Here is a 19538-nt window from a genome sequence, read left to right as displayed (position 1 = left end):
CCCCGCCCGGAGCGCCGCCAGTTCCAGGGCGTGTTCGCCCTAGGCCAGCCGGCGCAGCCGCTCGCGGCTGTTGCTCAGGTGCGTGCGCATGGCCGCGCGCGCGGCCTCGGCGTCCTGGCGCAGGATGGCGCCGTAAATGTCCTCGTGCTCGAGGTTCACCCGCGCCAGGTAGACGCCGCGGTCTTCCTGGGCGAAGCGGGCCGAATTGATGCGGGTGCGCGGAATGATGGCCGAACCGAGGTGCGACATGAGGTCGGCGAAATAGCGGTTCTCGGTGGCTTGCGCTACCAGCAGGTGGAAGCGGAAGTCGGGCGTGATGGTGTCGCCGCCGGCGTCGAGCGCGGTTTTGAAGTCGTCCAGCGCCTGGCGCATGGCCCGCAGGTGCTCGCCGCTGCGCCGGGCCGCCGCCAGGCCGGCCGCCTCGCTTTCGAGGCAGATGCGCAGCTCCAGCAGGACGAGCACGTCGCGCACCGTGGCGATGTCGGCGGGATCGACGCGGAAATCGGCGCCGCCGCTGGGTTCGAGCACATAGGTGCCCACCCCGTGATGCGTCTCGACCAGCCCGCTGGCCTGCAGCCGCGACAGCGCCTCGCGCACCACGGTGCGGCTCACGCCGAACTCGCGCATGATGCCGGATTCCGTGGGCAGCTTTTCGCCGGGCCGCAGCCCGCCCGACCGGATGCGCTCGGAGAGCGCTTCCACCAGCCCCTGCGCCAGGCTTCGGGGACGGCGCGGCGGCGAAGCGGGCGTATCGGCGGGAGCGGTCATTTGGGGGTTCCGGAAAGCGGAGGGGCCGCTGCTTGACGGCAAAATTTTGCGCTCATTATACTTTTCGGCACGTCACGCGATGACGCGCCGCGCGGCGCGGCAGGCGGTTTTCCGGCCCGCGCCGCCGCGCATCTCCTTCGAGCCTGCCGCCATGCACAGCCCGGCCGAACGCATAGGAACGCTGCTTTGCGGCGTGGGCGAAAGCCCGGTCTGGCGCCCCGGCGACCAGGCTTTCTACTGGACCGACATCCCCGGCAAGACCCTGTGGCGCTGGAAGCCCGACGGCGGCGTCCTGGCGCATTGGAACCTGCCGCGCATGGCAGGCTGCATCGCCATGCGCGATGCGGGCTGGCTGCTCGCCATGGAAGACGGCCTCTACGCCTGCGGCCCGCTGCGCCGGGGAGCCGCCTGCGTCCCCCGCCTGCTGGCGCCGGTGGCGCATGGCGCGCGGGGCATGCGTTTCAACGATGGCCGGCGCGACCGCCAGGGGCGTTTCTGGGCCGGCACCATGGTCATGGAAACGGCGCTGGCCAGCCCCGCCGGGCGGCTCTATCGCTACGACGCAAACGGCCTGCGCGCGGTGCTCGACGGACTGGTCATTCCCAACGGGCTGGCGTTCAGCCCGGACGGCCGCGTCATGTACCTGTCCGACTCGCATCCGACCCGCAGCAGGGTCTGGCGCTTCGATTGCGACGCCGAAACCGGCGAACCCCGCAACCGCCAGATCTTCATTCCCGCCCTGCCCGAGGGGCATCCGGACGGCGCGGCGGTGGACGCCGAAGGCTGCTACTGGATCTGCGGCAATGAGGCCGGGCGCATTTACCGCTATACCCCCAATGGCCGGCTGGACCGGCGCCTGGACGTGCCCGCCCGCAACGTATCCATGTGCGCGTTCGGCGGCGCCGGCATGGACACACTGTTCGTCACGTCCATCCGGCCGCCGTCCAGCCCGCCCGACAGCCTGGAAGGCGCGGTGTTCGCCCTGCGGCCCGGCGTGCGGGGACTGCCGGAAGCCGCCGGCGGCCCCGACGGCGGGCCGGTCAGCCCGGATGCGGATGCGTGCGCGGCGCGTCGGTAGCGGCCTGGCGCGGCGGCGCGACGATGAGCGGGTAGAAAAACACGGCCGCCAGCAGCCACAGCAGGGTTGCCGAATACAGCGTCTGGCTCAGGAAATGCGCGCCCTGCAGGATGCGCACCGCCGAGAACCCCAGGCCCGCGGCCAGGCCCAGCGCCAGCCCGCCCCAGCGCAGCGCCCGGCGCTGGCGCGACCAGCCCGCGAAATACAGCGCCAGCATCGAATAGCCGGCGCCCGCGTGGCCGCTGGGCAGCGCGCCGCCGGCATAGGCGCGCGCCCAGGTCCACCAGAATCCGGGGTACGGCGTGTTGCCGCCCAGCGTCGCCAGGTCATACGGCCGGGGCATGGTCGTATGATGCTTGAGCACATGCACCAGCACCTGCCCCGCGATACAGGTCAGGGCCAGCGCCAGGGCCGGCCGGCGCAGCGGCCGCCAGGCGGCGATCCGGCTGCCCGCCGCCGCCAGGGCGACCGCGATGAGCGCCATGCCCACGGGCAGGGCCAGCGCCAGCCGGTGGCCGAACAGTTCGAGCCAGCGGTGGGCGCGCAGCGGAAAGCCGTCGAGCGCGGGATCGTACAGCGCGCGGGCGATGCGCATGTCCAGCCCGCTCGCGGCGGCGAGCCACGCCGCGCAGGCGAGCAGCAGCGGAATGCCCAGCACGTGGGTAAGCGTGTAGAAGGCGCGTGTCGGCGCGGCTGCGGAAAGCGGATGCATGGGCGGCGGGATGGTCGTGGAAAGCGCGGCAGGCGCCGCGGACATGCCCCGCAGCGTACCCGCGCCGCAGTCGAATATTCGTCAAATGAGACGCGGCGCTCAGGCCCGCCGGTCCGTCGCGCCGTCCAGGTCCAGCCAGAAGCAGGTGCCGTGCCGTTCGCCCTCGCGTTCGGAGGCCACCGTCAGGCTCCAACCCTGCATGTCGCACACGCGCTTGGCGATGGCCAGCCCCAGGCCCCGGGCCGAATCGCCGGCCTGCGCGCCGCCCGCGTCGCGCAGGCGTCCGCGGTAGTATCGGCGGAAAAGAAACGGCAGGTCGGCGCTGTCTATGCCGCGGCCGTCGTCGCGCAATTCGAGCGCGCCTTGCGCGGTCAGGCTGGCGCGCAGCGTGGCCGGAGCGGCGTGCTCCACGGCGTTGCGCACCAGGTTGCGCAGCACCGTCAGCAGGGCGTAGCGGTCCAGCTCGCGCACGCGGCCTTCCGGAATGTGGTTCTCGAACCGCAGCTCGGCGGCGCGCGCCATGGCCTCGTAGCCGCGCCAGGCGTCCTGCATGCAGGCGGCCAGGTCGACCGGTTCGGGCGCACGGAGCTGGTCGCGCGCCATGGCGCGCGCCGTCTCCAGGCTCACGATCACGTCGTCCACCGAATCGACAATGCGCTCCAGCCGCTGCCGCTGCCCCGGCGCCAGGTCCTGCATGAGCAGCATGAGCTCGCTGTCGGAGCGTATGGCGGCCAGCGGCGTGCGCACTTCGTGGCTCAGGTTGCCGGCGAATTCGCGCTCGCGCGCGATGGAGCGGTCCACCTGGTTCTGGACGCGGTTGAAGGCTTCGATCAGGCGGCCCGCCTCGTCGTCGCGCGTGACGGCCAGGTCGGGCGAGCCGGGCGCCCAGGTGGAAAGCCGGTCGGTCAGTTCGAGCAGCGGGCCGACGGCGATCGCCGCCACGCGGCGCGAGAGCGCATACGCGCCCACGACGCAGATCGCGCCCACGCCCAGCACGAAGAGGCCGAAGTCGCGCACGCGCTGCTCGTTGTCGGAGGCGTCGTACATGAGATATACCTTGCCCCGCCCGGTATCGGCCACCATGACGTGCCAGGTGTACTCGGCTGTTTCCAGCAGGTGCAGGCCGTTGTCGAGCGCCAGGATCTGCGCGGGGATGCCCGGGGGAGACTGCCCGTCGGCCTTGAGCCAGGCGCGCATGGAGCCGCCCAGCTCGCGCGCCCCGCGCTGCGGGAGGAACTCGTCGCCGCTGCGCGCGTGCTGCACCAGGCGGTCCATTTCGGTGTTGAGAATGTCGTTGACCAGATCGTCTTCCATCTGGTCGAAGGTCAGATAGGCGAGCAGCGCCAGCGCCGTGACGAACAGGGCGACCGTGCCCGTCAGCGCCCAGACGACACGCTGGGTCAGCGTGCCGCCGGCCACGCGAGTCATGCGCCTTCTCCCTGCGGGTTGAGGCGCCAGCCCGTGCCGTGCAGGGTCTCGATGCCGTCGAAGCCGGCCTCGGCCAGCGCGCGCCGCAGCAGGTGGACCTGGCTGCGCAGCGCATCCGACGAAGGCGGGTCGTTGCCCCACAGCGCCGACTCCAGTTCCTCGCGCGACACCACGCGGCCGGGCTCGCGCAGCAGCGCGTCCAGTATCTGGGCGGCCTTGCGCGTCAGGCGCACCGGCCTGCCGTGCACCGTGGCCTGCCCGCTGCCGGTGTCGTACTGCAGCGGACCGCAGGTGCGCAGCGCCTGCACGGTATTGCCGCGGGCGCGCTGGATCAGGGCCAGCAGCCGGGCCTCCACTTCGAGCAGGGCGAAAGGCTTGGTGAGGTAGTCGTCGGCCCCGTGCGAAAAGCCGGCCAGCTTGTCGTCCAGGCTGTCGCGCGCGGTGAGAATGAGCACCGGCACCGCCTGGCGCCGGTCGTTGCGCAGGGTGTGCAGCACGGCGTTGCCGTCCATGCCCGGCAGCCCGATATCGAGGATCACCGCATCGAAATGCTGCTCGGCCAGCCGCTGCAGCGCCGCCGGCCCGCTGTACGCCACGTCGGGCAGGAACTTGCGCGCTTCGAGAAACGTGTACAGGTTGCCGGCGATGACCTCGTCGTCCTCGACGATGAGGATGCGATGGTTGGCGCCCGGAGCGGGGTTCATGGACATGCGCGTGGCTTCCGACGTGACGCCGCGGACGCTCAGGCCTGCAGTACCTTGCCCGGATTCATCAGGCCCTGGGGATCGAGCGCGCGCTTGATGCGCCGCATGAGCGCCAGCTCCACCGCGCTCTTGTAGCGCGGCAACTCGTCGCGCTTGAGCTGGCCCACGCCATGCTCGGCGCTGATCGACCCGGCGTGCGCCTGCACGCTGTCGTGCACCACGCCGTAGATTTCGCTCTGCAGCGCCAGCAGCTCGCTTTCGGTCTGGCCCGCCGCGCTGGCGACGTTGTAGTGCAGGTTGCCGTCGCCCAGGTGGCCGAAGATCACGTGCCGCACGCCGGGAAAGCGCGCCTGCAGCAGCGCGTTGGTCTTGTGCACGAAGCCGGCGATGGCGGAAATGGGAATCGAGACGTCGTGCTTGACCGACTTGCCCAGTTCGGCCTCGGCCAGCGGGATGCTCTCGCGCAAGTGCCACAGCGCCTTGCTCTGCGCCACATTGGCCGCGATGGCCGCGTCCTTGACGAGCCCTGCCTCGATGGCCTCGCCCAGCACCGTCTCGAAGCGCTCGCGCGCATGCTCCTCGCTTTCGCTGTCGGAAAGCTCGAGCAGCGCGAACCATGGCGAAGCGGCGGACTCGCCCTCGAACGGCAGGCGCTGCTGCGGGAAGAGGCGCACCACGGCCTGCAGGCAATCGCCGCCCATCAGCTCGAAGCCGGTCAGCGAAGCGCCGAACCCGGCGCGGGCGCGCGACAGCAGCTCCACCGCGTCGTCGATGCTGTCCAGCGTGAGCAGCGCGGTGCAGGACGCCACGGGCCGCGGGAAGAGCTTCAGCGTGGCGGCCGTGATGACGCCCAACGTGCCTTCGCTGCCGATGTACAGGTCGCGCAGGTCGTAACCGGTGTTGTCCTTGCGCAGGCCGCGCAGGCCGTTCCAGATTTCGCCTTCGGCGGTGACGACTTCCAGTCCCAGGGTCAGGTCGCGCGTATTGCCGTAGCGCAGCACCTGCGTGCCGCCGGCGTTGGTGGCCAGGTTGCCGCCGATGGTGCAGCTTCCCTCGGCGGCCAGACTGAGCGGAAACAGCCGGCCCGCCTGCGCCGCGGCCTCCTGCACGGCCTGCAGCACACAGCCCGCCTCCACGGTGATGGTGTCGTTGTCGGTGTCGATGGCGCGCACGCGGTTCAGGCGTGCGGTGGAAAGCAGCACGGCGCTGCCCGAGCCGTCGGGCGTGGCCCCGCCGCACAGGCCCGTGTTGCCGCCCTGCGGCACGATGGGCGCGCCGTGCCGGGCGCAGAGCTTCACCGCGGCCGCCGCCTCTTCCGTGGAACCCGGGCGAATCACCGCCAGGGCCGCGCCACGGTAGCGGCGGCGCCAGTCCTGCACATAGGATTCGGCATCTTCGCCGGTCAGCACATGGGATGCCCCCAGCAGGGCCTGCAATTCGCTCAGCAAAGTCATGGACGCCGCACAGTGTTGGGCCCGGACCCGTCCGGGCGCGTTACGAGGGATGTGCGGCCTATTGTAGTAGTAGCGCGGCCTCCCCGGCGGGCCGCTCTTTTGCGGTCCTTCGAGGAGGCGGAGGCCGCGTAAGCGGGCGCGGCCCTACCCCACGACCCGGTCCAGCCGGGTGCCGGTCAGGCCGGAGCAGAAGGCGCGCGAAGCGATGAGGTTCATGAGGAAGGCGCGGTCGACCACGGCCGGGCCCGGCATCTCGGAAAGCGCGCGGTGGGCCCGCCGCAGCGCCTCGCCGCGCGTGGCGCCGCAGACCAGCATGCGCATGGGCGGCAGGCGGCGGTCGGCCTGGTTGTCGATGCGCAGCTCCAGCGCATGCGCCGCCGCCAGGGGACCGGCGGGCCCGTCTTCGGCGGGCGCGGAGCCCGAGCGCGGCACGGCCTGCGCGCCCAGCACGCGGAACACGCCGCTGCGGTCGTCCAGCGCGAACGACACCGTGCCCAGGCCCTCCCATTGCAGGTCGCGCGCGATGCGGGCGGCAATGGCGCGCAGGGCGTTCTCGATGGAGACGGGCAGGTGCGGCGCGGGGCATTCGGCGATCAGCACGCGCGCATCGCGCCAGACGCAGCGCTCCCAGGCGCGGCCCGTGACCGGCCGGCCGTCGGCCGCATCGTAAACGTGGATGTCGAGCCTGCGCTCTCCGCCCGCGGCGGGTCCGGCATGGTCGGTGGGCGGGCCCCGCCTTCTCCTGGCGGTTCCCGACGACATGGCGGTGGAAACGTTGGCACCCATAGGCCCTCCCGGTCTTTCTGCTTGCATGGCAAGCGTATCACCTTCGGACGACGAGCAAATTTTATGCCATTGGCGCATCGGCCCCGCTGCCCCGCGCGCCGCCCCGACGCGCACCGGAACGGGGCCGGGCGGCCGCGCCCCGCGCACCGGAACGGCGCCCGCCGAGGCGGAAATCCGGCTTACGCCGCCCGGACGATGATGTCCCCCTTGCGATGGGGGATAATCCCCATTTGCCGCATGCATATTCACCAACCAGCGCCATCGCGCCACAGAACAAGGAATCGTCGTGGGTGACTCGTCTCAATTCCCCAGCTCGGTTTTCAAGGCCTATGACATCCGGGGAACCGTCCCCGACATGATTGACGCCCGCTTTGCCCGCGCCCTGGGCGCGGCGCTGGCCGCCCGCGCGCGCGCCGAGGGCGTGCAGACGCTGGTGGTCGGCCGCGACGGCCGCCTGAGCAGCGAGATGCTGTCCACGGCCCTCCAGGAAGGCATGCTGGAAGGCGGGGTGGATACGCTGGACATCGGCCAGGTGCCGACGCCGCTGGTGTACTTCGCGGCCCACGTCATGCAGACGGGCTCCGGCGTGGCCATTACCGGCAGCCACAATCCGCCCAAGTACAACGGTTTCAAGATGATGATGGGCGGTCGCGCCCTGTACGGCGACGACGTGCAGGCCCTGGCCGCCGCCATGAACGCGCCGCAGGAGGCCGCAGGACTCCGCGTCGGCACGCGCCGCCAGCTCGACCTGGTGGCCGCGTATGTCGCCCGCGTGGCCTGCGGCGTGAAACTGGCCCGTCCCATGAAAATCGCCGTCGATTGCGGCAACGGCGTGGCGGGCGCCCTCGCCCCGCGGCTGTTCCGCGCGCTGGGCTGCGAAGTCACCGAGCTTTTCTGCGAGGTGGACGGCAATTTCCCCAACCACCATCCCGATCCCGCCGAGCCCAAGAACCTGCGCGACCTGATCGACTGCGTGGCCAACACCGATTGCGAGCTGGGCCTGGCCTTCGACGGCGACGGCGACCGCCTGGGCGTGGTCACCAAGTCGGGCCAGATCATCTGGCCCGACCGCCAGCTCGTGCTGTTCGCGCGCGACGTGCTGGAGCGCAATCCCGGCTCCACCATCATCTACGACGTGAAGTGCAGCCGGCACGTGGGCCTGGCGGTGCAGGCCGCAGGCGGCGAGCCGCTCATGTGGAAAACCGGCCACTCCCTGGTCAAGGCCAAGCTGGCCGAAACGGGCGCGCCGCTGGCCGGCGAAATGAGCGGCCACATCTTCTTCAAGGAGCGCTGGTACGGCTTCGACGACGGCCTGTACACCGGCGCGCGGCTGCTCGAGATCGTCTCGCGCCACGCCGATCCTTCCACGGTGCTGGAGGCCCTGCCGCAGGATGTCTCCACCCCCGAGCTCAAGCTCGAGATGGAAGAAGGCCAGCCTTTCACCCTGGTGCGCGCGCTGCAGGAAAACGGCCAGTTCCCCGACGCCCTGCGCGTCATCACCATCGACGGGGTGCGCGCCGAGTACCCGGACGGCTTCGGCCTGGCCCGCCCCTCCAACACGACGCCGGTCGTGGTGCTGCGCTTCGAGGCGCAGACGCCGCAGGCGCTGGCGCGCATCCAGGCCGACTTCCGGCGCGAACTGACCAAGCTCGCCCCCGACGCCGCCCTGCCTTTCTGAAGCCCATGTCCCTGTCCCAAAGTCCAGCCTGGCAACGGTTCCGCGCGGCGGCCCTGTCGGCCGACCGCAACGGCAGCGAGCTGCGCATCATCGATGCGCCGGGCCTGCGTCTGGACCTCAGCGCCCAGGCCGGCTCGGACGAGCTGCGCGAAGCGGGCGCCGCCCTGCTGGCGCAGCAGGATTTCGACGCCGCGCGCGCCGCGCTGTTCGACGGCGGCCCGGCCAACTGGACCGAGCAGCGCCCCGCCTGGCACACGGCGCTGCGTTCGCCCGAGCCGCCGGCCATGGTGGCGCGCGCCGTGCTGGGCGAACGCGAACGCCTGCGCCAGTTCGTGCGCGAGGCCGATGCCGCCGGCCGTTACCGCTGCGTGCTGCACCTGGGCATCGGCGGCAGCGACTGGGGCCCGCGGCTGGTCACGCGCGCGCTGCGCCACGAGGGACTGCGCCGCGAGGTGCGTTTCGCCTCCAACGTCGATTCGCACGCCGTGGCCGACGCCATGAGCCGGCTGGATCCGCACGACACCCTGGTCATCGTGGCCTCCAAGTCCTTCACCACCACCGAACCCCTGGCCAATGCCGAAGTCGCCATGAACTGGCTGCGCGAAGCCGGCGTGGCCGACCCCGTGCGGCAGGTGGTGGCCATTACCGCCAATGTCGAGGCGGCGCTGGACCTGGGGATCTCGCCCGACCGCATTTTCCAGATGTGGGACTGGGTGGGCGGCCGCTATTCGCTGTGGTCGGCCATCGGCCTGCCCATCGCGCTGGCGCTGGGCGCCGACACGTTCGACCGCCTGCTGGCGGGCGCGGCCGCCATGGACGAGCACTTCCGGCACGCGCCGCTGGCCGCGAACGCGCCGGCGCAGATGGCCCTGGCCGGCGTGGCCAACCGCAGCGTGCTGGGCTACGACTCGCTGGTGATCGCGCCCTACGACTCGCGGCTCTACCACATCGTGCCCTGGGCGCAGCAACTGGAAATGGAATCGCTGGGCAAGGTGGCCACGCGCGACGGCAGCCCCTGCGGCGTGCCCACGGGACCGGCGGTGTGGGGCATGTCGGGCACCGACTGCCAGCACACGTTCTTCCAGTGGCTGCACCAGGACGCCGCCGGCGCGCCGGTGGACTTCATTCTCTGCGAGCAGCCCGACCACGCCTATGCGTGCCATCACGAACTGCTGATCGCCAATTGCCTGGCGCAGCGCGCGGCCCTGCTGCGGGGCAAGACCTACGAAGAGGCCCTGGCCGAGACTTCCGCCGTCGAAAGCGACCCCGCCCGCGCGCGCCTGCTGGCCCGGCATCGCGTGCACCCGGGCGGACGGCCCTCTTCCCTCATTGTGCTGCCGCGCCTGGATGCCTACACGCTGGGCGCGCTGCTGGCGCTATACGAACACAAGGTCTTCACCCAGGGCGTGCTCTGGGGCATCAATCCGTTCGACCAGTGGGGCGTGGAGTTCGGCAAGACGCTCGCCAAGAACATCATCAAGGAACTGGACGCCTGCGCGCCGCAGGCCCCGTCGCAGGACCCCTCCACGCGCTACTGGATCGACGCCATCGCCCGGCGCGGCTGAGCGCCCGCCGGTTCAGGCGCCGAGCTCGTCGTAGAGCGCCACGTGGGTGCGCGCCACCTTTTCGATGTCGAACTCGCGTTCGGCCAGGGCGCGGCCCGCCGCGCCCATGGCCTGCCGCCCGGCGGGGTCGGACGCCAGGCGGGCGATGGCCTCGGCCAGCGCCTGCGCGTCGCGCACCGGCACCAGCACCCCGGTCTTGCCCGGCTCGATGGCGTCCCGGCAGCCGGGCACGTCGGTGGTGACCACCGCGCGGCCGCAGGCCGCGGCCTCGATCAGCGACTTGGGCAGGCCCTCGCGGTATGAGGGCAGCACCGCGATGTGCGAGGCCGCATAGAGATCCGCCACGTCGCTGCGCTCGCCCAGCGCCCGCACATAGCCCGCCTGCTGCCACCGGGCCACTTCCTCGGGCGTGGCGGAGGCGGGATTGCCCGCGTCCACGCCGCCCACGAGCTGCATGGTCACCGGCGCGCCGCGCTCGCGCAGCAGGCGGGCCGCCTCGACGAACTCGCGCACGCCCTTGTCGCGCAGCAGCCTGGCCACCATGGTGGCCACCACGGGCGGCTCGGGCGGCTCGGGCAGCGCGCGGCAGGCCCGCAGGTCCACGCCGGCGCCGCGTATCATCACCACCTGCTCGTCGCGCACGGCGCCCAGCGACTTGAGCAGGTCGCGGTCGCTGGCGTTCTGGAAAATCACGCGGCTGTTCGGGTGCCCCAGCGCGATGCGGTAGAGGCGCGCCACCACGGCGCGCACCATCCGCATCTTGAACGAGCGGGACAGGAACACGAATCCCAGCCCGGAAATGGCGGCCACCATGCCGTGCACGCGCGCCAGGCGCGCGGCGATGCCGCCGTAGAGCACGGGCTTGATCGTCACCAGATGCACCACGCGCGGACGCAGCCGGCGAAAGAGCCGCAGCAGCGCCGCCAGCGTGGCCAGCTCCTGCAGCGGATGCTTGCCGCTGCGCGTCATGGGAATGACGTGGTGGGTCATGCCCAGCGCCTCGATCTCGGCCACGGCGGGGCCGTCCATGGTGGCGACGTGGACCTCGTAGCCGGCGCGCCGGGCCGCCAGCGCCACCGGGGCGCGGTGCGACATGAAGAACGCCGGGTTGTTGACGACGAAGAGCAGCCTGTGCCCCGCGTTCATGGAATCGCCCGCGGCGGGCCGGGACCCGCTCCCGGCGTCGCCTTCGTGCCGCGCACGCCGATATTCGTCTGTGGGACGGTCCGCCGGGCTCATGCCTTTCCTCCCGCGATGTTCCGCCACACGCCGGCGTAGCGCTCCACCATGCGGGCCAGGTCGAAAAGCGCCATCACCCGCTCCCTGCCGGCCTCGCCGGCACGCTGCCGGCCCTTGGCGGCCACCTCGCCCAGGGCCGCCTCGATGCCGCGAGCCAGCGCCTCGGGCTGCTCGGGCGGCACCACGGCGCCCGCGCCGTCGACGATGTAGGCGGCATCGCCCACATCGGTGACCACGCAGGGCACGCCGCAAGCCATGGCCTCGGCGACCACGTTGGGAAAACCCTCGGCGCAGCTCGCCAGCACGTGCAGGTCCAGCCCGTTCATGGCGGCGGGCACGTCGTCGGTAGGGCCGGCCAGCACCACGCGCTCGCGCAGCGCAAGCTTGTCCAGCAGCGCGGCCAGCTCGGGGTTGTCCGGCGTCATGCCGCGGCCGATCAGCACGCAGCGCAGGCCGGCATCGCGCCCGTCGCGCACCAGCGCGGCCACGGCGCGCAGCAGGTTGGCGTGGTCCTTGAGCGGATCCCAGCGCGCCACGCAGCCGATGACGGGCGCTTCGCCATCCAGGCCCCACTGGGCGCGGGCGCGCCGGCCCGCCTGCGCGTCCGGCGTGTAGCGGGAAAGATCGTAGCCGTTGGGGATGACCACCATGCGGTCGCGCCGGTATCCCTTGGCCGCATGGCGCTCGGCGGCCTTCTGCGCCGCGCAGACAATGGCCCGCGGCAGCCAGCCCGACACCAGGGCGCAGGCTCGCAGCACGAGGCGCGCCGAGCGGCTGCTGCGCTCCAGGTGGGCGCCGGAGTTGCGGATGCCCCAGGCCACGGCGCGCACGCCGGCCAGCCGCGCGGCCAGGCCGCCGATGAGGTCGGCGTGATACATCCAGGTTTGCACGGCGTCGGGCCGCGCGCGCGCGATGAGCCGGCGCAGCGCCAGGAACCCGGCCGCCGTGACGCGCCCGCGCGGCATGCCCAGCGCGTGCACGGCCACGCCGGCCTCGCGCAGGCGCGGCCCGTAAAGCCCTTCGTCGGTGAGCGACACCACAATGTGCTCGACGGCCTGTCCGGGGTAGGTGGCCAGCCGGAACAGCACGGATTCCGCCCCGCCCTGCCCCAATCCGGTAATGACGTGCACCACCCGCAGCGGCGCGGCCGCGGGCGCGCCTCCGGTCGGCAGGCCCGCGCTCATGGCGCCACCTGCTCGCGCACGGCTTGCGGGCCCAGCGCCCCCACTTCCTCGAACAGCAGATCCCAGTGCGCGAGCACGCTGGAAAGGGCGTAGCGTTCGCGCACCGAGCCGGCGGCGCGCTCGCCGAGCTGGCGGCGCAGCGCCGGCTCGCCCAGCAGGCGCCGCAAGGCGGCGCCGAGCGCGTCGCGGTTGCCGGCCGGCACGAGCAGCGCGTCCTGCCCATCGCGGGTCATCTCGCGCGGGCCGCTGGGGCAGTCGAAAGCCGCGCAGGGCAGGCCCAGCGCCATGGCTTCGAGCAGCACATTGGGAAAACCTTCCACCAGGGAGCTGAGCACGAAAGCCTGGCCCTGCGCCAGTTCGTCCCACGGAGCCTCGGTGCGGCCCGGCAGGCTGATGCGGTCCTGCATGCCCTGCCGCGCCACTTGCGCCTGCAGCGAGGGCCGCTCGGGGCCCTCGCCCCAGATGCGCAGGCTCCATTCCGGAAAGTCCGGCGCCAGGCGGGCGAACACGTCGATCAGCAGGTCGAACTGCTTGTCCGGCACCAGCCGGCCCATCGCCAGCAGGGCGCGCGGCCCCTCGTCGCGCAGCGCCACGCGCGGCGCGTCCAGCAGCGGCGCAGGCAAGGGGTTGGGAATGACGGCCAGCCGCTTGATGCCGGGCACTTGCCGCGCAAACGGCCCCGCCGTGTCCTCGGCCTGCACGGTGACCATGTCGGCATACGGATAGAGCAGCCGGCGCAGGCGGCGCCACGTGGACCCGGTGGTCGTTTCCGCCACCGGATTGGTGCGCTCGCAGACGATGACCGGCACGCCCAGCCCGCGCGTGGCCAGGATGGCGGCCACGTTGACGTTGGTCAGGAAAGACACCACCACGTCGGGCCGCGTGTCGCGGATGTGCCTGCGCAGCGCCGCCAGCCGCCGCAGCGCGCCGCGCGCGCCGGAGGCCCTCGTGCCCGCCAGGTCGGCCAGCCACGCCAGCCTCACCGTCTCGGAAACCGGATAGAAGCAGGTGCCCTTGGACGAGTACGTGGGCGTGAGGGTGACGTCGTCGCCGCGCTCGGCCCAGGCGTTGACCAGCGTGGCCGCCACGCGCTCGGCGCCGCCCGCATGCATGGAGCTGACCAGCATCAATATCTTCATGCCTCAACGGCCCCCGGCCGATCCTCCCTGATCCGCGCCGCCGCGGTAGCGGTCCAGCCACGCCTGCATCATGAGCACGCCCCACAGGTGGCTGTCCCAGTTGCGATGGCCCGAGCGGTGCTCGCGCCACTTGCGCAGGATGGGCTCGGGCTCGAACCATCCTTCCTGGCGCAGCCGGGCGGGGTCGAGCAGCGCGTCGGCCCATTCCCGCAGCGGGCCGCGCAGCCAGGCCGCCAGCGGCACCGCGAAGCCACGCTTGGGCCGGTCGACCAGCGCCTGCGGCACATGGCGGTACAGCACCTGCCGCAGCAGCCATTTGCCCGTATTGCCGCGCACCTTGTAGCGGTGCGGCAGGCTCCAGGCGAATTCGTACACGCGGTGGTCGATGAGCGGCACGCGCGTCTCCAGGCTCACCGCCATGGCGGCGCGGTCGACCTTGACGAGTATGTCGTCGGGCAGGTAGGTGATGGTGTCCAGCTTCATCATGGACTCGAAGGTCGAGCCCTTCATGGTGCGCGCGAATTCCGAGGGCGGCTCGACGCCGCCCTTGACCACCTGCGCGGGATCCGACCAGTACGACACGAAGAGCCGGTAGAACTCTTCGCGCGAACCGGCCCGCATGAGCTCGCCCAGCTTGCCGACCTTGCCGCGCCAGGCGCCCCGGCCCGGCAGGTGCGTGGAAGCCGAGAGCAGCGCGCCGGCCGGATGGCGCAGCAGGCCGGGCACGCGGGAAATCTGGTCCCACCAGCGGTTGACGCGGAAATAGCGCGAATAGCCGCCGAACAGCTCGTCGCCGCCGTCGCCCGACAGCGCCACCGTGACGTGCTGGCGCGCCATGCGCGTGACCAGCGAGGTGGGAATCTGCGACGAATCCGCGAAGGGCTCGTCGTACATGTCCGCCAGCGTCGGCACCACGGCCAGCGCATCTTCGGCGGTGACGTACAGTTCGGTGTGGTCGGTGCCCAGGTGCGTGGCCACGGCCTTGGCGTGCTGCGCCTCGTCGTAGCCCTTCTCGTGAAAGCCGATGGCGAAGGTGCGCACCGGCTGCGCGCTCTGCGCCTGCATCAGCGCGACGATGGTGGAGGAATCGATGCCGCCCGACAGGAACGCGCCCAGCGCCACGTCCGACAGCATCTGGCCCGCCACCGAGCGCGACAGCACCTGCTCGAGCGCATCGGCGGCCTGCTCGTCGGAATCGAAGGACAGCAGCGACTGCGAGGCGGTATCGGCCTCGTCGCGCGCGGACCAGTAGGCGCGCGGCTGCGGCATGCGGCGGCTGCGCGTGTCGTCGGCGGTGAACTCCACCCAGCATCCCGGCGGCAGCTTGGCGATGCCTTCGTAGATGGATTGCGGCGCCGGGATGTAGTTGTGCCGCATGAACGACGCCAGCGCATTGCGGTTCAGGTTGCGCCCGAAGCCGGGGATGGGCATCAGCCCCTTCAGCTCCGACGCGAACACCAGGTTGGCGCCCGAGTAGCCGTAATAGAGCGGCTTTTCGCCCATGCGGTCGCGCGCCAGCACGAGCTTGCGCGCCGCGCGGTCCCAGAGTGCGATGGCGAACATGCCCACGGCGGCCTGCAGCGTGCTCTCCACGCCCAGGGCGGTGAAGCCCGCCAGCAGCGTCTCGGTGTCGGAATGGCCGCGCCATGCCGGCGCCAGGCCCGACTTCTCGAGCTGCGAGCGGATATCCAGATGGTTGTAGATCTCGCCGTTGAACACCATGACGTAGCGGCCGCAGGCCGAGGTCATGGGCTGGTGGCCGGCCTCGGTGAGGTCCAGGATGGCCAGGCGCACGTGCGCCAGCGCGAGCCCGGCCTCGGGGTCTTCCCAGTAGCCGTTGCTGTCGGGGCCGCGATGGCGGATGCGGCGGCAGCTTTCAGAAAGCGCCTGTTCCTTGTTGGCCAGGGGGCCCCAAATTCCGACGATTCCACACATGATCGGGTTTTCTCGTTATCCGCGGCGCTGGAGCGCGCCGTCAAAAAGGTCCTGCCACAGCCGCAGCACGCGCGCGGCCGAAAAACGTTCGCGCACCGCCGTGGCCGCCTGCGCCATGCGCTGGCGCGCGGCATCGTCGCGCATTATCGCGTCCAATGCCTGGCACAGGGCCGGCACGTCGCCGTTGGGCCGCACCAGCACGCCGTCTACGCCCGGCCGGATGATTTCGCGGGGCCCCGTGTCGCAGTCGAAGGCGACGGCGGCCAGGCCGCTCGCCATGGATTCGAGCAGCGTATTGGAAAGCCCCTCGAAGCGCGAGGTCAGCACGTAAAGGTCGGCGCTGCGGTACCAGTCGCCCACGTTGCCGGCGCGGCCGGGCATGCTCACGCGGGCCTCCAGCCCGGCCTGGGCAATGCGCGCCTGCAGGGCGGCGCGCTCGTCGCCCTCGCCCAGAATAACCAGATCCCAGTCGGGATGCGAAGGCGCGAGCCGCGCGTAGGCGTCGATGAGCAGATCGAACCCCTTGTCGGGATGCAGCCGCCCCACGGCCAGCAGGCGCTTGCGCTGCGGCGCGGCGGGCGGCGCGAGCCGGGGCTCGCCCTGCGGCAGCGGCCAGTGCACCGGATTGGGGATGACGGCCAGCCGCGAGCCCGGCACGTGCTTTTCCAGCCAGTCGGCGGTGCCGCGCGTGAGCGCCACCACCCGCGCGGCGCGTGGATAGGTCAGCCGGCGCAGCCGCTGCCAGAAACCCGACAGCGTCTGTGACGGCGGATGCGTGTGCTCGGTGGCGATGACGCGGCAGCCCAGGCCCGCCGCCGCCAGCACCGCGAGAATGGAAGCCGTGGTCATCATGCCCAGCACGATGTCCGGGCGGAATTCGCGCAGCACCCGGCGCAGGGCGCGCACGCGGCGCGCGTTGGCCAGCAGGCCGCGCAGGCCGCCGCCCTCGCCCGCCGTGCCCAGCACCACCCGCCGCACGCGGGGATCCAAGCTGTAGGCGTCGTCCCGGGCGTCGGCCTGCGTCGCCACCATGACTTCGCGGCCCGCCTCGGCCCAGTGGGCGCTGAGGTCGGCCGCCACGCGCTCGGCCCCGCCGCCGTGCAGCGAATGGATGAAGATCAGCACCCGCAGGGGACGGGCGCCCGGAGCGGAAGGCGCGGACTGGGACATTCAGGCAGCCTCGTCTAGGGTTTCCCTGCGCCACACCGCCGCCAGGTAGCACAGATACGACAGCACATACATCAGGCTGGTGGCCAGCATGATACCCGCCGCGCCCATGCGCGGCGCCAGCACCATGTTGAGCACGGCCTTCAGCGCGAAATTGCCCACCGCGATGGCCGCCATGATGCGGTAGCGGTTCTGGCTGGCAAGCAATTGCACCAGGATCAGCACGCCGAAATAGAACGGCAACTGCAGCAGGCCCCAGCGCAGCACATGCGCCACGGCCTGGGTATTGGCGGCGGTGAAGGCGCCGCGTTCGAACAGCACGGAAACGCCCCACGGCGCCAGCACCCAGCCCACGGCCACCGCCGCCGCGCCCGCGCCCACCATGAGCACGGACCACTTCAGCGCCATGCTGCGCGCGCGCGCGCGGTCGCCCCGGCTCTGCACGTCGGCCAGCACGGGCAGCGCGGCCCGCCCCACCGACACGGCGCCGATGCCCAGCAGCAGGGACAGCAGCCGGCTGGCGTAACCCAGCATGGCATTGGCGTTGGAGCCCAGCCGGGCGGCCGCGTACTGGTCCAGCGGCCCGACGAAGCTCATGGCCACCTGGCCGATGAGCATGACGCCGGCCGCGCTCATGAGCTCGGGCCAGTGCGGCGAACGCAGCGTGAGCCGCGGCGCGCCCCAGAAACCGCCGTCGGCGCGCGCGGCGAGCCAGGCCAGCCACGCGGTCTGGATGAGATAACCGACCAGGGTGCCCCAGAGCAGCGGCCCCACGCCCTGGGCGCCGGCGGCCAGCATCACCCAGGCCAGCGTCGCCACGGCGGGCACGCTGTCCAGCAGGGTGTTCACGTGCCGCTCGTGGGAACGCAGGCGCGCGGCGCTGATGCCCGCCACGAGCAGCAGCGCGGATACCGGCGCGAACGCGACGAGCAGCTCGCCGGTCATGCGGCCCACGCGCTCGGACAGCCCCTGCCCCAGCCAGCCCAGCACGTAGGGCCACGCCAGCCAGGTGATCAGGGCCAGGGCCACGCCGGCGGCGGCGACCCAGCCCTGCAGCTCGCGGATGAACTGCTCGCGCTCGGCCGCTTCGGCGCGGCGCAGCCGCACCAGCACGGGGATGAGCACCACCGACAGCACGCCCACGATGGTGACCGGCAGCCAGGTGGCCATGGTCATCGTGAACTGGTAGGCGTCCACGGCGTCGCTGACGCCGTAGCGGTAGGCCACCGCCATTTCCTTCACGGCGCCGGCGGCCTTGCCCAGCACCAGGAACACGGCCACCCGGAACGCGCCCTTGAATATGCGCAGGTGGTCCGGGTGCAGGGCGCCGAATCTGCGGATGAGGGCTTTCAAATCAACGCAGGAATTGCGTATACCAGGGCATGGCCACTTCCAGACCCTGCAGCACGGTGTGCGTCGGCTGGTAGCCGAGCAGGCGGCCGGCTTTGCTCACGTCGGCCTGCGAATGGCGCACGTCGCCGGCGCGGAATTCGCCATAGACCGGCTTCTTGCCGTACGGCACGCCCTGCTTGCCCAGCGCCTGCACCAGGAAGTCGAAAAGCTGGTTCAGCGTGCTGCGGCCGCTGACCGCCACGTTGTAGACCTGGTTGCGGCCTTCCGGCGGCGCCATGGCGGCCAGCAGATTGGCCTGCACGGCGTTTTCCACGAAGCAGAAGTCGCGGCTGGTCTCGCCGTCGCCGTTGATGGTGACGTCTTCGCCGCGGATCATGGCCGCGGTCCATTTGGGAATCACGGCGGCATAGGCGCCATTGGGATCCTGGCGCTTGCCGAACACGTTGAAATACCGCAGGCCCACGCTCTCGAAGCCGTAGGAGCGCGCGAACACATCCGCGTACAGCTCGTTCACGTACTTGGTTACGGCATAGGGCGACAGCGGCTTGCCGATGTTCTCCTCGACCTTGGGCAGCGCGGGATGGTCGCCGTAGGTGGAGCTGGACGCCGCGTAGACGAAGGACTTCACCTGGGCGTCGCGCGCGGCCACCAGCATGTTGAGAAAACCGCCGATGTTCACCTCGTTGGTGGTGATCGGGTCTTTCAGCGAGCGGGGCACCGAGCCCAGGGCGGCCTGGTGCAGCACGAAATCCACGCCCTCGGCCGCGCGGCGGCAGGCGTCGAGATCGCGGATGTCGCCTTCGATGAAGGTGAAGCGGGCCCACTGCTCGGGGCTCACCGAGCCCTGCACCTCGTCCAGGTTGCGCTGATGGCCGGTGGCGAAATTGTCCAGGCCCACCACGGTCTGGTTCAGCTTGAGCAGGGTTTCGAGCAGGTTGGAGCCGATGAAGCCGGCGCAGCCGGTCACCAGCCACTTGCGCGGCGTGGCCGAGAGTTCTTCGAGGACGGTCTGGAAACGGGTCGTCATGCGTGCGCCCCCCTTACAGCCGCAGGTCCGAGGCCGAGGCCGGCAGCACGTACTTGAGGTCGTACAGGATGTGCTCGGGCTTGCCCAGCTTGCGGATGCCCTCGGCGCCCAGCTCGGCGAACTGGTGGTGCGCCACCGCCAGGATCACCGCGTCGTACTTGCCCTGGGCCGGCTGGCTCACCGGCGTGATGCCGTACTCGTGCACCGCCTCCTGCGGGTCCACCCACGGGTCGTACACGTCCACGTCCACGTTGTACTCGCCCAGCTCGCGCACAATGTCCACCACCCGCGTGTTGCGCAGGTCCGGGCAGTTCTCCTTGA

At 71.4% G+C, this 19538-nt stretch carries 17 protein-coding genes; 3 read left to right on the top strand and 14 right to left on the bottom strand.

The features are described 5' to 3' along the window. Window positions 1–39: 39 nt before the first annotated feature. The gene (locus tag NGJ44_RS01790; RefSeq protein WP_251862931.1) at window positions 40–768 is read right to left on the bottom strand and encodes a FadR/GntR family transcriptional regulator; all 729 of its coding nucleotides are present in this window, start codon (window positions 766–768) and stop codon (window positions 40–42) included. A 151-nt stretch (window positions 769–919) separates the two neighbouring features. Here NGJ44_RS01790 and NGJ44_RS01785 point away from each other — a divergent pair, with 151 nt between their 5' ends. Continuing rightward, window positions 920–1846, top strand: a complete 927-nt coding sequence (locus NGJ44_RS01785) for an SMP-30/gluconolactonase/LRE family protein (RefSeq protein WP_251863065.1) — start codon at window positions 920–922, stop codon at window positions 1844–1846. On the opposite strand, the gene NGJ44_RS01780 is transcribed toward NGJ44_RS01785, so the two are convergent. The 5 genes from NGJ44_RS01780 to NGJ44_RS01760 all read right to left on the bottom strand — a co-directional run bounded on the left by NGJ44_RS01780 (window position 1809) and on the right by NGJ44_RS01760 (window position 6930). Beyond that, window positions 1809–2603 (bottom strand): phosphatase PAP2 family protein, encoded by a 795-nt coding sequence (locus NGJ44_RS01780; RefSeq protein ID WP_235489606.1) that lies wholly within the window; start codon window positions 2601–2603, stop codon window positions 1809–1811. The two genes, NGJ44_RS01785 and NGJ44_RS01780, sit on opposite strands and share 38 nt — an antisense overlap. 54 nt (window positions 2604–2657) lie before the next feature. Continuing rightward, the gene (locus NGJ44_RS01775) at window positions 2658–3986 is read right to left on the bottom strand and encodes a sensor histidine kinase (RefSeq protein WP_251862930.1); all 1329 of its coding nucleotides are present in this window, start codon (window positions 3984–3986) and stop codon (window positions 2658–2660) included. Then, a complete protein-coding gene (locus NGJ44_RS01770; protein ID WP_053244996.1) occupies window positions 3983–4690 on the bottom strand; it encodes a response regulator transcription factor in 708 nt (235 codons plus the stop codon). The genes NGJ44_RS01775 and NGJ44_RS01770 overlap by 4 nt, the downstream gene beginning before the upstream one ends. Window positions 4691–4728: 38 nt before the next feature. Next, entirely contained in the window at window positions 4729–6144 is a 1416-nt protein-coding gene (locus tag NGJ44_RS01765) for an FAD-binding oxidoreductase (RefSeq protein WP_251862929.1), read from the bottom strand. A 144-nt stretch (window positions 6145–6288) separates the two neighbouring features. Continuing rightward, window positions 6289–6930 (bottom strand): BPTD_3102 family carboxylase-like protein, encoded by a 642-nt coding sequence (locus NGJ44_RS01760; RefSeq protein WP_251862928.1) that lies wholly within the window; start codon window positions 6928–6930, stop codon window positions 6289–6291. A 286-nt stretch (window positions 6931–7216) separates the two neighbouring features. On the opposite strand from NGJ44_RS01760, the gene NGJ44_RS01755 reads away from it, so the two are divergent. After that, the gene (locus NGJ44_RS01755) at window positions 7217–8608 is read left to right on the top strand and encodes a phosphomannomutase/phosphoglucomutase (protein ID WP_251862927.1); all 1392 of its coding nucleotides are present in this window, start codon (window positions 7217–7219) and stop codon (window positions 8606–8608) included. 5 nt (window positions 8609–8613) lie between these two features. Beyond that, a complete protein-coding gene (gene pgi, locus NGJ44_RS01750) occupies window positions 8614–10173 on the top strand; it encodes a glucose-6-phosphate isomerase (RefSeq protein WP_251862926.1) in 1560 nt (519 codons plus the stop codon). Window positions 10174–10185: 12 nt separating this feature from the next. Here the strand turns inward: pgi and NGJ44_RS01745 are convergent, their stop codons facing one another. From NGJ44_RS01745 to NGJ44_RS01710, 8 genes are all read right to left on the bottom strand, one after another. Continuing rightward, window positions 10186–11319 (bottom strand): glycosyltransferase family 4 protein, encoded by a 1134-nt coding sequence (locus tag NGJ44_RS01745; protein WP_251862925.1) that lies wholly within the window; start codon window positions 11317–11319, stop codon window positions 10186–10188. 89 nt (window positions 11320–11408) lie between these two features. After that, window positions 11409–12596: a glycosyltransferase family 4 protein gene (locus tag NGJ44_RS01740; RefSeq protein ID WP_251862924.1), complete on the bottom strand. Its 1188-nt coding sequence runs from the start codon at window positions 12594–12596 to the stop codon at window positions 11409–11411. Beyond that, window positions 12593–13735, bottom strand: a complete 1143-nt coding sequence (locus tag NGJ44_RS01735; RefSeq protein ID WP_251862923.1) for a glycosyltransferase family 4 protein — start codon at window positions 13733–13735, stop codon at window positions 12593–12595. Before NGJ44_RS01735 ends, NGJ44_RS01740 begins: the two co-directional genes overlap by 4 nt. 3 nt (window positions 13736–13738) lie before the next feature. After that, entirely contained in the window at window positions 13739–15670 is a 1932-nt protein-coding gene (asnB, locus tag NGJ44_RS01730; protein ID WP_251862922.1) for an asparagine synthase (glutamine-hydrolyzing), read from the bottom strand. Between the two features lie 15 nt (window positions 15671–15685). Next, window positions 15686–16840 carry a glycosyltransferase family 4 protein gene (locus tag NGJ44_RS01725; protein ID WP_251862921.1) on the bottom strand — a complete coding sequence of 385 codons (1155 nt, stop codon included), beginning with the start codon at window positions 16838–16840 and terminating at the stop codon, window positions 15686–15688. After that, window positions 16841–18190, bottom strand: coding sequence for a murein biosynthesis integral membrane protein MurJ (gene murJ, locus NGJ44_RS01720; RefSeq protein ID WP_251862920.1), 1350 nt, complete (start codon window positions 18188–18190; stop codon window positions 16841–16843). 1 nt (window position 18191) lies between these two features. Further along, complete coding sequence (locus tag NGJ44_RS01715) at window positions 18192–19217, bottom strand: SDR family oxidoreductase (RefSeq protein ID WP_053246562.1); 1026 nt, start codon at window positions 19215–19217, stop codon at window positions 18192–18194. Between the two features lie 13 nt (window positions 19218–19230). Further along, window positions 19231–19538, bottom strand: a 308-nt coding sequence (locus NGJ44_RS01710; protein ID WP_286012345.1) for a UDP binding domain-containing protein, incomplete at its 5' end; no start/stop codon positions are given.

Source organism: Achromobacter sp. Marseille-Q4962 (assembly GCF_943737005.1).
In the GTDB taxonomy this organism is placed as follows: domain Bacteria; phylum Pseudomonadota; class Gammaproteobacteria; order Burkholderiales; family Burkholderiaceae_B; genus Achromobacter.
Note: the sequence above shows the minus strand (reverse complement) of the source record. Positions and strands in the feature narration are given on the sequence as shown.

Bases quoted from the DNA above. Each gene is read 5' to 3' on its own strand.
- NGJ44_RS01790 (WP_251862931.1), bottom strand. From the start codon at position 768: ATGACCGCTCCCGCCGATACGCCCGCTTCGCCGCCGCGCCGTCCCCGA.
- NGJ44_RS01785 (WP_251863065.1), top strand. From the start codon at position 920: ATGCACAGCCCGGCCGAACGCATAGGAACGCTGCTTTGCGGCGTGGGC.
- NGJ44_RS01780 (WP_235489606.1), bottom strand. From the start codon at position 2,603: ATGTCCGCGGCGCCTGCCGCGCTTTCCACGACCATCCCGCCGCCCATG.
- NGJ44_RS01775 (WP_251862930.1), bottom strand. From the start codon at position 3,986: ATGACTCGCGTGGCCGGCGGCACGCTGACCCAGCGTGTCGTCTGGGCG.
- NGJ44_RS01770 (WP_053244996.1), bottom strand. From the start codon at position 4,690: ATGAACCCCGCTCCGGGCGCCAACCATCGCATCCTCATCGTCGAGGAC.
- NGJ44_RS01765 (WP_251862929.1), bottom strand. From the start codon at position 6,144: ATGACTTTGCTGAGCGAATTGCAGGCCCTGCTGGGGGCATCCCATGTG.
- NGJ44_RS01760 (WP_251862928.1), bottom strand. From the start codon at position 6,930: ATGGGTGCCAACGTTTCCACCGCCATGTCGTCGGGAACCGCCAGGAGA.
- pgi (WP_251862926.1), top strand. From the start codon at position 8,614: ATGTCCCTGTCCCAAAGTCCAGCCTGGCAACGGTTCCGCGCGGCGGCC.
- NGJ44_RS01745 (WP_251862925.1), bottom strand. From the start codon at position 11,319: ATGAACGCGGGGCACAGGCTGCTCTTCGTCGTCAACAACCCGGCGTTC.
- NGJ44_RS01740 (WP_251862924.1), bottom strand. From the start codon at position 12,596: ATGAGCGCGGGCCTGCCGACCGGAGGCGCGCCCGCGGCCGCGCCGCTG.
- NGJ44_RS01735 (WP_251862923.1), bottom strand. From the start codon at position 13,735: ATGAAGATATTGATGCTGGTCAGCTCCATGCATGCGGGCGGCGCCGAG.
- asnB (WP_251862922.1), bottom strand. From the start codon at position 15,670: ATGTGTGGAATCGTCGGAATTTGGGGCCCCCTGGCCAACAAGGAACAG.
- NGJ44_RS01725 (WP_251862921.1), bottom strand. From the start codon at position 16,840: ATGTCCCAGTCCGCGCCTTCCGCTCCGGGCGCCCGTCCCCTGCGGGTG.
- NGJ44_RS01715 (WP_053246562.1), bottom strand. From the start codon at position 19,217: ATGACGACCCGTTTCCAGACCGTCCTCGAAGAACTCTCGGCCACGCCG.